11 protein-coding genes are annotated in these 12,971 nt (G+C 65.6%); 3 read left to right on the top strand and 8 right to left on the bottom strand.

Annotated features, from left to right (window positions below):
* Window positions 1-83: 83 nt before the first annotated feature.
* Window positions 84-1,454, top strand: a complete 1,371-nt coding sequence (locus CK944_RS00690) for a dicarboxylate/amino acid:cation symporter (protein WP_103171093.1) — start codon at window positions 84-86, stop codon at window positions 1,452-1,454.
* Between the two features lie 51 nt (window positions 1,455-1,505).
* Here CK944_RS00690 and CK944_RS00685 read toward each other — a convergent pair whose 3' ends face one another.
* Genes CK944_RS00685 through CK944_RS00650 form a run of 8 tightly spaced genes read right to left on the bottom strand, consistent with a single transcriptional unit; the run spans window position 1,506 to window position 10,328 of the window.
* Window positions 1,506-2,471: a 2-hydroxyacid dehydrogenase gene (locus CK944_RS00685; protein WP_103171092.1), complete on the bottom strand. Its 966-nt coding sequence runs from the start codon at window positions 2,469-2,471 to the stop codon at window positions 1,506-1,508.
* Window positions 2,468-4,162: a gamma-glutamyltransferase gene (ggt, locus tag CK944_RS00680; protein ID WP_305790794.1), complete on the bottom strand. Its 1,695-nt coding sequence runs from the start codon at window positions 4,160-4,162 to the stop codon at window positions 2,468-2,470. The genes CK944_RS00685 and ggt overlap by 4 nt, the downstream gene beginning before the upstream one ends.
* Complete coding sequence (locus CK944_RS00675; RefSeq protein WP_103171091.1) at window positions 4,149-5,747, bottom strand: GMC family oxidoreductase; 1,599 nt, start codon at window positions 5,745-5,747, stop codon at window positions 4,149-4,151. The genes ggt and CK944_RS00675 overlap by 14 nt, the downstream gene beginning before the upstream one ends.
* A complete protein-coding gene (locus CK944_RS00670) occupies window positions 5,747-6,745 on the bottom strand; it encodes a branched-chain amino acid ABC transporter permease (protein ID WP_103171090.1) in 999 nt (332 codons plus the stop codon). The genes CK944_RS00675 and CK944_RS00670 overlap by 1 nt, the downstream gene beginning before the upstream one ends.
* Before the next feature lies 1 nt (window position 6,746).
* Entirely contained in the window at window positions 6,747-7,634 is an 888-nt protein-coding gene (locus CK944_RS00665) for a branched-chain amino acid ABC transporter permease (RefSeq protein ID WP_103171089.1), read from the bottom strand.
* 1 nt (window position 7,635) lies between these two features.
* Window positions 7,636-8,340, bottom strand: coding sequence for an ABC transporter ATP-binding protein (locus CK944_RS00660; protein WP_103171304.1), 705 nt, complete (start codon window positions 8,338-8,340; stop codon window positions 7,636-7,638).
* The gene (locus CK944_RS00655) at window positions 8,340-9,110 is read right to left on the bottom strand and encodes an ABC transporter ATP-binding protein (protein ID WP_103171305.1); all 771 of its coding nucleotides are present in this window, start codon (window positions 9,108-9,110) and stop codon (window positions 8,340-8,342) included. Before CK944_RS00655 ends, CK944_RS00660 begins: the two co-directional genes overlap by 1 nt.
* Before the next feature lie 15 nt (window positions 9,111-9,125).
* On the bottom strand, window positions 9,126-10,328 hold the full coding sequence (locus tag CK944_RS00650; RefSeq protein WP_103171088.1) for an ABC transporter substrate-binding protein: 1,203 nt from the start codon (window positions 10,326-10,328) through the stop codon (window positions 9,126-9,128).
* 185 nt (window positions 10,329-10,513) lie between these two features.
* Between CK944_RS00650 and CK944_RS00645 the strand changes: the two genes are divergently transcribed.
* Window positions 10,514-11,422, top strand: coding sequence for a LysR family transcriptional regulator (locus CK944_RS00645; protein ID WP_103171087.1), 909 nt, complete (start codon window positions 10,514-10,516; stop codon window positions 11,420-11,422).
* 65 nt (window positions 11,423-11,487) lie between these two features.
* A complete protein-coding gene (locus CK944_RS00640) occupies window positions 11,488-12,954 on the top strand; it encodes an APC family permease (protein WP_239985931.1) in 1,467 nt (488 codons plus the stop codon).
* Window positions 12,955-12,971 lie beyond the last annotated feature (17 nt).

The following is a 12,971-nucleotide window of genomic DNA, read 5'->3' as shown; positions in this document are numbered from 1 at the left end:
GCAGCAAGTTTTTTGGGCTGCCCTGCCCACATTCTAGAATGTCCCTCATCCAAACGACATCCAAGGCAGGAGGAGGCCTTTCCATGCAGCTGGACACTTCCGCGCAGCCCGTGGCCCACGAAAAGAGGCCGTTCTATCACCACCTCTATTTCCAGGTCATCATCGCCATCGCGGCTGGCGCGTTGCTGGGACACTTCTATCCCGAAACCGGCGAGGCGCTGAAGCCGCTGGGCGACGCCTTCATCAAGCTGGTCAAGATGATCATCGCGCCGGTGATCTTCCTGACCATCGTGACCGGCCTTGCGGGGATGGGTTCGCTGCGCGGCGTGGGTTCGGTCGTGGGCAAGGCCTTCGCCTATTTCCTGACCTTCTCGACGCTGGCGCTGATCGTGGGCCTGATCGTGGCGAACGTCGTCCAGCCGGGATCGGGGATGAACATCGACCCGGCCAGCCTGGATTCAGGGGCGGTGGCGACCTATACCGAAAAGGCGCACGAGACGTCGCTGACCGGCTTCGTCATGGACATCATCCCCACGACGCTGGTGTCGGCCTTCGTGGAAGGCAACATCCTGCAGGTGCTGTTCGTGGCGATCCTGTTCGGTGTCGGCCTGATCCTGGTCGGCGACAAGGGCAAGCCGGTGCTGAACATCCTGGAATCGGCCAGCTTCGCGATCTTCCGCGTGGTGGACATCCTGATGAAGGCCGCCCCCATCGGCGCCTTCGGGGCCTTTGCCTTCACCATCGGCAAATACGGCATCGCGTCGATCATGAACCTAGCGATGCTGGTGGGGACGTTCTACCTGACCTCGGCCATGTTCGTGATCGTGGTCCTGGGCGCGGTCTGCCTTGCCAACGGCTTCTCGATCTTCCGGCTGATCTCCTATCTCAAGGCGGAAATCCTGCTGGTGCTGGGCACCTCGTCGTCGGAATCCGCGCTGCCCTCGCTGATGGAGAAGATGGAGAAGGCCGGCTGCGCCCGTCCCGTGGTGGGCCTGGTCGTGCCGACCGGATACAGCTTCAACCTGGACGGCACCAACATCTACATGACGCTGGCCGCGCTGTTCATCGCACAGGCGACCAACACCGACCTGTCGCTGCAACAACAGGTGCTGCTGCTGCTGGTCGCGATGCTGTCGTCCAAGGGCGCGGCGGGCGTCACCGGGGCGGGCTTCATCACCCTGGCCGCCACGCTGTCGGTCGTGCCGACCGTGCCGGTCGCCGGGATGGCGCTGATCCTGGGCGTGGACCGCTTCATGTCGGAATGCCGGTCGATCACCAACTTCATCGGCAACGCCGTCGCCACCGTGGTCGTCAGCCGCTGGCAGGGCGCGCTTGACCGCGAGACGTTCGACGCCGTGATGGGCGGGCGCGAGCCCACCAGCCCCGCCGCGCCCGTGACCGGCCTTGCCTTGCACCCCGCCGGGCTGCAACTGGGCGAACGCAGCGCCGACTGATTCTTCCCTCGGGAACGCAAGGGCACCGCAGCGATGCGGTGCCTTTTTTCGTCAGACCAGAACGTCGATATCGCGCGGCGGGATGCCCTGCTGGACCGCCAGCAGGTTTTCCATCATCCGCATGATGGTGGGCGCGAAGCCTGCCGCGTCAAGCGCGCCAAGATGCGGAGTCAGCACCACCCGGTCCAGCCCCAGCAGCGGATTGTCGGGCGTGATCGGCTCGACCGAGAACACGTCGATCCCCGCTCCGCGCAGCCGGCCTTGGCGGATCGCATCGGCCAGGTCGCCCTCGACCAACACGCCCCCGCGCGCGGCATTAACCAGGATCGCGTTGGGCTTCATCAGCGCCAGGCGGCGGGCGTCGATCAGGTCGCGCGTGCTGTCGTTCAGGTCGCAGTTCAGCGTGACCACGTCTGATGCCGCCAGCAGGTCGTCCAGCGGCGCGAAGCGGGCGTTCAGGTCCGCCTCCTCGGGCTGCGGCAGGGGGGTGCGCTTGGTGTAAAGGATCGGGCAGCCAAAGCCCCGCAGCAGCCGGGCCAGGGCCTTGCCGATGTAACCCATGCCGACGATTCCCACCGTACGTCCCGACAGCGTGGCCGAGGTCGGGCCGACCTGCCCCTTCGGCCAGCCGCCATTCAGGACACCGACGTGGCCGCGCACGATGTTGCGGTTCACGGCAAGGATCAGGCCCAGGGTCGTTTCCGCCACCGCGACGGCGTTCGATCCGGTCGTGCGCAGCACCCGCACGCCATGCCGCCGGGCCGCTTCCAGGTCGATCCCGTCATAGCCCACGCCCCATTTGTGCACCGCCCGCAGCCCCGGCGTGGCGAACATCTGTTCCGTCACCGGCATGTCGCCGCTGATCACGAAGCTGGCGCCCTGCAGCTCGGCAAGCTGATCCTTCGGATCACGGGATGCTGCGGCGGTCAGCACCCATCCTTGCGGCAGGAAGGGCCGGATGCGGTCCAGACGTTCGGGCGCGGCCGGGTCAAGAAGGACGACATGGGCCCTGGTCATATCATGAACCGGATGCCGGGCCGGGCCAGCCCGCCCCCTTGGGCCATGACGGTGCCGTCCGCGCGCCAGCAGGCTGCGCCGGTCATGGTGCCGTCGGGTGCGAAGGCGATGGCGTTCATGCCGCCGCCGATGGTCTTGACCAGCCGCACGTCGTGGCCGCGCGCGCGCATCGCGTCGGCCTGCGCGGCAAGGCCGGGTTCCAGTTCCAGGTGATGCCCCTCGGTCCACAGGCGCGGGGCCTCGACCGCCTGCTGCAGGGTCATGCCGTGGTCGATCAGGTTCACGATCGCCTGCATGGCCGAAGGAAAGATCCGCACCGCCCCCGGCAGCCCAAGCGCGAAGACCGGGCGCCCGTCGCGCAGCACGATCATCGGCGCCATGGATGTCGGCACCCGCTTGCCCGGCGCCACCGACAGTGCCCGGCCTGGGCGCGGGTCATAGTTCAGCATATAGTTGTTGGGGATGATCCCGGTCCCCGGCACCATGAAGCAGGCGCCCCACAGCCCGTTGATCGTATGCGTCGCGCTGACGATGGTGCCGTCCGCATCGGCCACGGTCACATGGGTCGTGTCGCGGCTTTCATGGACGACCGGCCCGCCCGTTCCGGCGCGTTGTTCCATCCGCTGCCGGGCATAGTTCTTGTCGGTGAAGCGTTCGACCGGCACATCCACGAAATCGGGGTCGCCCGATGCCTGCCGCCGATCCTCGAAGGCCAAGGCGATGGTGCGGGCCATCAGGTCCATGCTGTCGGGACTTCCGAAACCCATGCCGCGCAGGTCATAGGCTTCCAGCATGTTCAGCATCTGGACGACATGCACGCCCGAGGATGCCGGCGGCGGCGGCCCGGCAATGGTATGGCCGCGATAGGTGCCAAGGATCGCCTGACGCTGAACGGCGCGTGCCGCTGTCAGGTCGTCCAGCGTGACATGGCCGCCGCCTGCCGCCAGTTGGTCCGCCAAGGCGCGGCCCAGATCGCCGCCATGCAGGGCCGCGTCGCCCTGGGACTGGATCAGCCGCAGGCTTTCCGCGTAATCGCCCATGACCAGCCGCGCGCCCGGTTGCAGCGGAACCCCATCGGGCAGGAACATCCGTGCCATCTCCGGGTCAGTGCAAAGGTCGGCGCGATGTTCCAGGATCGCGCCGTGCAGATAGGGGCTGACGGCAAAGCCACGGGCCGCCGCGCGGATCGCCGGTTCGACCACATCGGCCCATGGCAGCCGCCCGTATCGCTGCTGCATCAGGAACCAGCCGCGCAGATTCCCAGGCACCGCGACGGCCGAGGGGCCGACGCGGTTTCGCCGCCCCTCGGTCTCCATATAGGCGTCGGGCAGGTCGGACACCGGGGTGAACATGTCCGCCCGCGCGCCCTGCCCGGCCACCGACAGCGCGTCGATCACCACATGCCGCCCGTCCGCCAGCCGCAGATGCGCGATGCCGCCGCCCGCGATGCCCACCATCATCGGCTCCACCACGGTCAGCGTCAGCAGCGCGGCGACGGCGGCGTCCACGGCATTGCCGCCGATGGCCAGCATCTCGGACCCCGCCATCGTTCCCAGGGGCGCATTCGCGACCACCACCCCCCGCGAACCAGAGGCGGGGCTTTTCTCGCAGGTGAAGGGAAGGGTCATGCCGGGGTTCCGCTGTTCGCGGCCAGCTTGGCCGTTGCCGATGGCGGGATCAAGCCCGCGCATCCTCCAGCATCATCCGGGCGGCCTTTTCCGCGATCATCATCACCGGCGCATTGGTGTTGCCGCTGGTGATCGTCGGCATGATCGAGGCATCGGCGATCCGCAGCCGCCCCACCGCACGCATCCGCAGGCGCGGATCGACCACGGCGCCATCGTCCGTGCCCATCCGGCAGGTGCCGACCGGGTGGAAGATCGTGGTGCCCACCGCGCCCGCCGCCTTGACCAGGTCGTCGTCGGTCTGGAAGGCGATGCCGGGGACATGTTCGCTGGGATCATAGCGGGTGAAGGCCGGTTGCGCGGCGATCTTGCGCGTCAGGCGGATCGCGCGGACCGCCACGTCCCGGTCGCCGGGTGTCGAAAGGTAATTGGGCCGGATCGCCGGATGCGCGCGGAAATCGGGCGTGGTCACATGGACGGAACCGCGGCTTTCCGGGCGCAGGTTGCAGACGCTGGCGGTCATGGCCGGGAACGGGTGGACCGGATCGCCGAACTTGTCCAGGCTGACGGGCTGCACATGGAATTCCAGATCCGCCGTGGCCTTGTCGGGACCGGATTTCGCGAAGATGCCCAGCTGGCTGGGGGCCATCGACATCGGCCCCGACCGCTTGAGCAGGTATTCCAACCCGATCGAGGCCTTGCCCATCAAGCGCGAGGCCTTTTCGTTCAGGGTGGGCACGCCGCGCACCTTATAGACCAGCCGCAGTTGCAGGTGATCCTGCAGGTTTTCGCCCAGCGAAGGCACCTCGACCTGTGGAGCGATGCCCGCGGCCTGCAGGACATCGCCGCGCCCGATGCCGGATTGTTCCAGGATCTGCACCGATCCGATGGCCCCGGCGGACAGGACCGTCTCGCGCGTGGCGCGGACCTGCTGGCGGCGGCCCAGGTGGTGGAAGACGACGCCCTGGACCTCGCCCCCCTCGATCACCAGGCGTTCCACCTCGGCGCCGGTCAGGACGCGCAGGTTGGGGCGCTTGATGACGGGGCGCAGAAAGGCCTTGGCCGCGCTCCACCGCCAGCCGGCGCGCTGGGTCACGTCGAAATAGCCGCTGCCCTCGTTGTCGCCACGGTTGAAGTCGGTGGTGCGCGGGATGCCCGCCTGTTCCGCAGCCTCCATGAAGGCATCCAGAACGGCCCAACGGACGCGCGCCGTTTCGACCCGCAATTCGCCGCCCGCGCCATGGGCGTCGTCGGCGCCGCGATAGAAATCCTCTTGCGCCTTGAACAGCGGCAGGATGTCGTCCCAACCCCAGCCGGTGCAGCCAAGCTGGCGCCAGTGGTCGTAATCGGCCGCCTGCCCGCGCATGTAGATCATGCCGTTGATCGAGGAGCATCCCCCCAGCACGCGCCCGCGCGGATACAGCAGCGACCGCCCGTTCAGCCCTTCCTCGGCCTGGGTCTTGAAGCCCCAGTCGGTGCGCGGATTGCCGATGCAATACAGGTATCCGACAGGAATGTGGATCCAGTGGTAGTTGTCGCGTCCCCCGGCCTCGAGCAGCAGGACACGGGCCTTGGGATCGGCGGACAGGCGGTTCGCCAGCACGCAACCGGCGCTGCCCGCGCCGATCACGATGTAATCATAGCTTTCCATCAGCTTTCCGACCTGAAGCCCAGTCTGCGCCCCAGCCTGCTGGCGAAGAATTCGCCGATCAGGCCGCGACGGAAGACCAGCACGCAGACCATGAAGACCACACCCGTGATGATCGTCACCGGAAAGTCCGAGGTGGCCAGATAGTTCTGCAGCGTCACCACCAGCCCCGCGCCCACGACCGGACCGGCCAGCGTGCCGATGCCGCCCAGCAGCGTCATCAGGATCACCTCGCCCGACATCTGCCAGGACACGTCGGTCAGCGTGGCGAACTGGAAGATCAGCGCCTTGACGCCGCCAGCCAGTCCCGCAAGCGCGGCCGACATCACGAAGGCCCCCAGCTTGTAGCGGCTGACCGAATAGCCCAGCGAGATCGCGCGCTGTTCGTTCTCGCGGATCGACTTCAGGATCATCCCGAAGGGCGAATTCACGAAGCGCCAGATGATCAGCAGCCCGATGACGAACACGGCCAAGACGAAGTAATACATCGTCATCGTGTCCGACAGGTTGAAGATGCCGAACAGGGTGCCGCGCGGCACCGACTGGATGCCGTCCTCGCCATGGGTGAAGCCCGCCTGCAGGCAGAAGAAGAAGAACATCTGCGACAGGGCCAGGGTGATCATGGCGAAATAGATGCCCTGGCGGCGTATGGCGATGGCGCCCATGACCAGGCCCAGGGCGGCGGCGCCCAAGACGCCCAGCAGGATCCCGGCCTCGGGCGGCCAGCCCCAGACCTTGACCGCATGGGCCGTGAAATAGGCCGCGCCGCCGAAGAAGGTGGCATGGCCGAAGGACAGCAGGCCCGTATAGCCCAAAAGCAGGTTGAAGGCCGCCGCGAACAGGCCGAAGGCCAAGAGCTTCATCAGGAAGATCGGATACAGGAACTGCGGCGCCAGCAGCAGCGCAGCCCCGAGCACGGCCAGCAGCACAAGCTGGATCTGCCCCGCCTTGGGGTGGATGGCGATATGTTCGGACGCGATGGGTTCGGATTTGCCGGCCATGTCAGGCATCCTTTCCGAAAAGGCCCGCAGGCCGCAGGATCAAGACGATCGCCATGATGACGAAAATCACGATGTTGGACGCCTCGGGGTAGAAGACCTTGGTCAATCCCTCGACCACGCCCAGCATGTAGCCGGTGATGATGGCCCCCAGGATGGACCCCATGCCGCCGACCACGACCACCGCGAAGACGATGATGATCAGGTTCGACCCCATCAGCGGGCTGACCTGATAGACCGGCGCGGCCAGCACGCCCGCGAAGGCCGCAAGCCCCGCGCCAAGCGCATAGGTCAGCGTCAGCAGCAGGGGCACGTTGATGCCGAAGCTTTGCACCAGCGTCGGGTTTTCCGTGGCCGCGCGCAGGTATGCGCCCAGCTTGGTCTTCTCGATCATGAACCAGACGGCAAGGCAGACGATCAGCGAGGCGACCACGACCCAGCCGCGATAGATGGGCAGGAACATGAAGCCCAGGTTGACCGCGCCCGTCAGCGCCGCGGGCGCCGCATAGGGCATCCCCGACGCGCCATAGAAATAACGGAACGTCCCCTCGATCGCCAGGGCGAGGCCGAAGGTGAACAGCAGGCCGTAAAGATGGTCCAGCTTGTACAGGCGCGACAGCATCGTGCGTTCCACGATGGCGCCGAACAGGCCCACGATCACCGGGGCCAGGATCAGCGCCAGCCAATAGTTGACGCCGCCCACGGTCAGCAGCAGCAGCGCGGCAAAGGCGCCCATCATGTATTGCGCGCCATGCGCGAAGTTGATGACGCGCAGCAGGCCGAAGATGACCGCAAGGCCAAGCGACAGCAGCGCATAAAAGCTGCCGTTGATCAGTCCGACCAGAAGCTGCCCCATTAGGGCCTGGACGGGAATGCCGAAGATCATGGTCATGTCACACCCCCAGTTCCCGATGCAGCAGGTCCATCCGGTTCGGCAGTTCGGATACCGGGAATTCGGCGGTCATGGTGCCATGGTCCATCAGATAGAAGCGGTCGGCGACCTTGGCGGCGAAGCGGAAGTTCTGTTCCACCAGCACCACGGTCATGCCGCGTTGTTTCAGTTTGCGCAGGACGTCCCCGATGGCGTTGATGATGACCGGGGCCAGACCCTCGGTCGGCTCGTCCAGCAACAGGCAACGCGCGCCGGTGCGCAGGATGCGCGCCATGGCCAGCATCTGCTGTTCGCCGCCCGACAGCTTGGTGCCGGGGCTGTTGCGACGTTCCTGCAGGTTGGGGAACAGGTCATAGATCTCGGCCACCGACATGCCGCCATCGGCGACCTTGGGCGGCAGCATCAGGTTTTCCTCGACCGAAAGGGTCGCGAAGATGCCGCGTTCCTCGGGGACGAAGCCCAGGCCGGCGCGGGCAGTCTTGTGCAGCGGCACGGACATCATGTCCTGGCCCGCGAAGGTGATGCGGCCGGTGCGCTTGCGCAGGATGCCCATGATCGTGCGCAGCGTCGTGGTCTTTCCCATGCCGTTGCGGCCCAGGATGCAGATCATCTCGCCTTCGTTGACGTGCAGGTCCACGCCGTGCAGCACATGGCTTTCGCCGTACCAGGCCTGCAGCCCGGCGGTTTCCAGAAGCGGAGCCGTCATCATTCGGTTCCCATATAGGCGGTGCGCACGCGCGGATCGGCGGATACCGTGGCGTAATCGCCGGTCGCGATGATCTCGCCCCGTTGCAGCACGGTGACGTGGTGGCAGATGTCGGCGACCACGTTCAGGTTATGCTCGACCATCAGCACGGCGCGGGTTTGCGCGACATCGCGGATGATGTCCGCAACCATGCGCACATCCTCCTGGCCCATGCCGGCCATGGGTTCGTCCAGCAGCAGCACCTCGGGGTCGAGCGCGAGGGTCGTTGCGATCTCAAGCACGCGCTTGCGGCCATAGGACAGGTCGGCGGCGCGGTGGTCGCGATAGGGCGTCAGGCCCAGGTCGTCGATCAACTGGTCCGCGCGCCCGTTCAGCCGGTCCAGCGAGGACAGCGGCTTCCAGAACTGAACGGCCAGGCCCGCCGGACGCTGCAGCGCGACCTTGACGTTCTCGCGCACGGTCAGGTGCGGGAACACGGCCGAGATCTGGAACGACCGCACCAGCCCCATCCGGGCCACCTTGTCGGGCTTGGTCTGGGTGATGTCCTGGCCCAGCAGCGTGATCTTGCCGCGCGTGGGCTGCAGGAACTTGGTCAGCAGGTTGAATACCGTGGTCTTCCCCGCACCGTTCGGTCCGATCAGCGCATGGATGCGCGCATGTTCGACATCCAGATCGACATTGTTGACGGCGGTGAAGCCCGCGAAATCCTTGCCAAGACCGCGGGCGGTAAGCACCACCCGCGGTTCGGATTGCGTCATGACAGGCGCAATGCTCATCTGTATGCCTTACTGCGTGACCAGCGGGCAGCCGCTTTCAGCCGGATCCAGATAGGCCTCGTCCCCCGGAATGGTCGCCAGCACGTTGTAATAGTCCCATTCCTCGGTGATGTCGGCGGGGGCCTTCACCTCCATCAGATAGACATCCTTGATCAGCCGGCCGTTGGCGCCGACCTTGCCGTCCTGGGCGAAGACGTCGTTGACCGGCAGTTCATGCAGCTTGGCGGCGACGGCCTCGGTTTCATCCGTTCCGGCGGCCTCGATGGCCTTCAGATAGGACATGACCGTGGAATAGGTTCCGGCGTGGATCATGTTCGGCATCGACCCGGTGCGCTCCATGAAGCGGCGGCCGAATTCCTCGGACTGGGCATCGCGCTTCCAGTAGAAGCTCTCGGTCAGGTTCAGGCCCTGCGCGGCCTCGGCCCCCAGGCCGTGGACATCGGCCAGCGTGAACAGCAGGGCGGCCAGCTTCTGCCCGCCCTGGGTGATGCCGAATTCGGCGGCCTGCTTGATGGCGTTCTGCGTGTCGGCGCCGGCATTGGCCAGGCCGATGACCTTGGCGCCCGAAGCCTGGGCCTGCAGCAGGAAGGACGAAAAGTCGGTCGTCGCCAGCGGGTGACGCACCGACCCGGTGATCGTGCCGCCCTTTTCGGTGACGAAGCTGCTGGTCTGTTCTTCCAGCGAATAGCCGAAGGCGTAATCCGCGGTCAGGAAGAACCAGCTGTCGCCGCCTTCCTGCACCAACGCGCCGCCGGTGCCCACGGCCAGGGCATGCGTGTCATAGGCCCAGTGGAAGCCGTAAGGGGAACATTGCGCGCCGGTCAGTTCCGTCGTCGCCGCCCCGGTGGTCATGGTGATCTTCTGCTTCTCGGTGGACAGTGCCTGAACGGCAAGGGCCACCGAAGATGTCGTCAGCTCCATGATGCTGTCCACCTGTTCGGTGTCATACCACTGGCGCGCGATGTTCGAGGCGATGTCGGCCTTGTTCTGGTGGTCGGCGGTCACCACCTCGATCGGGGCGTCCAGCACGGTGCCGCCGAAATCCTCGACCGCCATCAGCGCGGCTTCATAGGAATTCTTGCCGCCGAAGTCGGAATAGACGCCCGACTGGTCGTTCAGGATCCCGATCTTGACCTTGCCGTCCGAAATCTCGGCCACCGCGGGCGCGGCCATTACACCGACGGACGCGGCAGACAACAGTAGTTTACGCATACGACCTCCCTTGGGCATGATCCTTCGGCACCGCGGCAGAGACCGCGATCCGGGAAAATGACCTGTTCATGTTGACGAAGGCCTCTCCTCCAGCCCTCGTTCGACCAAAGGATGACCTCAAAGTCACTTTGACACAAGCGTTCAATGCAGTCTAATTTCGTTCAGGTTTTGAACATATTTGAACAATGGCACTAAGCTGGGACGACCTGCAATTCTTTCTGGCCGTAGCGCGCGAAGGACAGTTGTCGCGGGCGGCACGGGTGCTGGGCACGTCGCATGTCACTGTGTCCCGGCGGATCGACCGGCTGGAACAGGCGCTCAACGCGCGGCTGTTCGAACGCAACCCGCGCGGATACGAACCGACCCCCGCAGGCCGTCGCCTAGTCGAAACCGCCGAACGGATGGAGGAGGCAGCCGACCAGATCCCCGTTGACCAGGGGGCCGCGTCGCGCCAGGCCGGGCCGTTGCGGCTGGCGGTGCCGGAAGGTTTCGCCAGCCTCTTTTCCCAGCACCTGTGGCCCGACTTCATCACGCAGTTCCCGCTGATCTCGCTGGAACTGATCACCATGCCGCAGATCCTGTCGCTGTCGCGGCGCGAGGCCGACATGTCCGTGACCCTGGATCCGATCTCCAGCGGACCTTATCGGTCCGAACGGATGGCGAACTATACCCTGCATCTCTACGCGACCGAGACTTACTTGGCCGGACACCCCGCCATTGCCCGGCGCGACGATCTGCGGGCGCATCGCATCATCGGCTATATCGAGGAAATGATCTTCGCCCCCGGCCTGGATTATCTGAACGAGGTCCTGCCGGGCATTCGGGCGTCGATCAAAAGCTCCAGCGTGTTCAACCAGCTGGCGGCCGCGCGCAATCACCTGGGGGTTGTCGTTCTGCCCCATTACATCGCGACGAAATATCCGGAACTGCGGATCATCCTGCCCGACGAAGTGACGCTGACCCGCAGCTATTGGCTGAGCTGCCATCGCGACGTCCGCACCATGCGCCGGGAACGCGCGGTGATCGCCTTCCTGACTGACAGCCTGCGCGCCAGGGGTTCGGACCTGGTGCGCCCCGACCTAGGCGACAGGTGATTTTTCTTGCCGCAATGCAACTTGGGGAACAGTCTGGCGCTTGACGAAAGGTCAAGGAGGTGGACATGGCCGAGGCATATCAACCCGCGGCGCCCGCGTCGCATCAACCCGAACTTCACCGCGTCATGGGACCAAAGCTGCTGCTTTTGTTCATCGTGGGCGATATCCTGGGAACCGGCGTCTATGCCCTGACCGGAACCGTCGCGGCCGAGGTGGGTGGCGCCGCCTGGGCGCCCTTCCTGATCGCGTTCCTGGTCGCCACGATCACGGCGCTTTCCTATCTGGAACTGGTGACGCGCTATCCTCAGGCGGCAGGCGCCGCGCTTTATGCCCATCGCGCCTTCGGCATCCATTTCCTGACCTTCCTCGTGGCCTTTACGGTGATGTGCTCGGGGATCACCTCGGCCTCGACCGCGTCGAACGCATTCGCCGGCTTCCTGAACGACGGCTTCGGGCTGGGCTTCGAAAAGGGCGGCGCCGGGATCCTGCTGATCGCGCTTGGCTTCATGGCCCTGGTCGCGGTCATCAACCTGCGCGGGGTGGGCGAAAGCGTCAAGGCGAACGTGGTCCTGACCTGCATCGAATTGACCGGGCTTCTGATGATCATCTTCGTGGGCTTCTATGCCATGTCCCAGGGCCGCGCCGACTTTTCCGAAGTGATGGTCTTTCGCTCGTCCGAGGAAAAGGGCGCCTTCCTGTCCCTGACCGCCGCCACCGCCCTGGCCTTCTTCGCGATGGTGGGCTTCGAGGATTCGGTCAACATGGCCGAGGAGGTCAAGGATCCCGTCCGCATCTTCCCCCGCATCATGCTGACCGGGCTGGCGATCACCGGCGTGATCTATGTGCTGGTGTCCATCTGCGCGGTGGCATTGGTCCCGGTGGGCGACCTGTCCGACCCCGACAAGGGGTCGGCCCTGACCCAGGTCGTGCGCGCGGGCGCGCCCAACCTGCCCTTCGACACGATCTTTCCCTTCATCGGCATGTTCGCTGTCGCCAATTCGGCGCTGATCAACATGCTGATGGCCAGCCGGCTTCTCTATGGCCTGGCGCGACAGAGGGTGCTGCCGCACGGTCTGGGGCTGGTCCATCACACCCGCCGCACGCCCTGGGTGGCGGTCCTGTTCACGACAGCCCTGGCTTTCGGGCTGATCTATTTCGTGGTCACGCGATCGAACCTTCCGGCGGTCAGCCTGCTGGGCGGCACCACGTCGCTGCTGTTGCTGTGCGTGTTCACGGTGGTCAACATATCGCTGATCGTGCTGCGCCGGCATCCCGCCGGACACGACCATTTCCGCGCCCCCAGGATCACCCCCTGGATCGGCGCGGTGACCTGCGCCTTCCTGGCCGGTCCCTGGGCGCGCAGTTCGGCGCAGATGGATCAATACCGCATCGCCGGATGGCTGCTGGGCATCGGGATCGTGCTGTGGGCGGCAACCTGGATCTGGAACAAGGCGCGGCACAAGCCCCATCCGGGCAGCATGGGCGACATCGACCAGATGCGGGAACATCATGGGGATTCGCCAAGGAACTGATCGTCACGCACCTTGGC

Source organism: Paracoccus sp. SY (assembly GCF_002901215.1).
GTDB classification, from domain to species: domain Bacteria; phylum Pseudomonadota; class Alphaproteobacteria; order Rhodobacterales; family Rhodobacteraceae; genus Paracoccus; species Paracoccus acridae.
The sequence above is the reverse complement of the archived record's forward strand: the minus strand, read 5'-3'. Positions and strand labels throughout refer to the sequence as shown.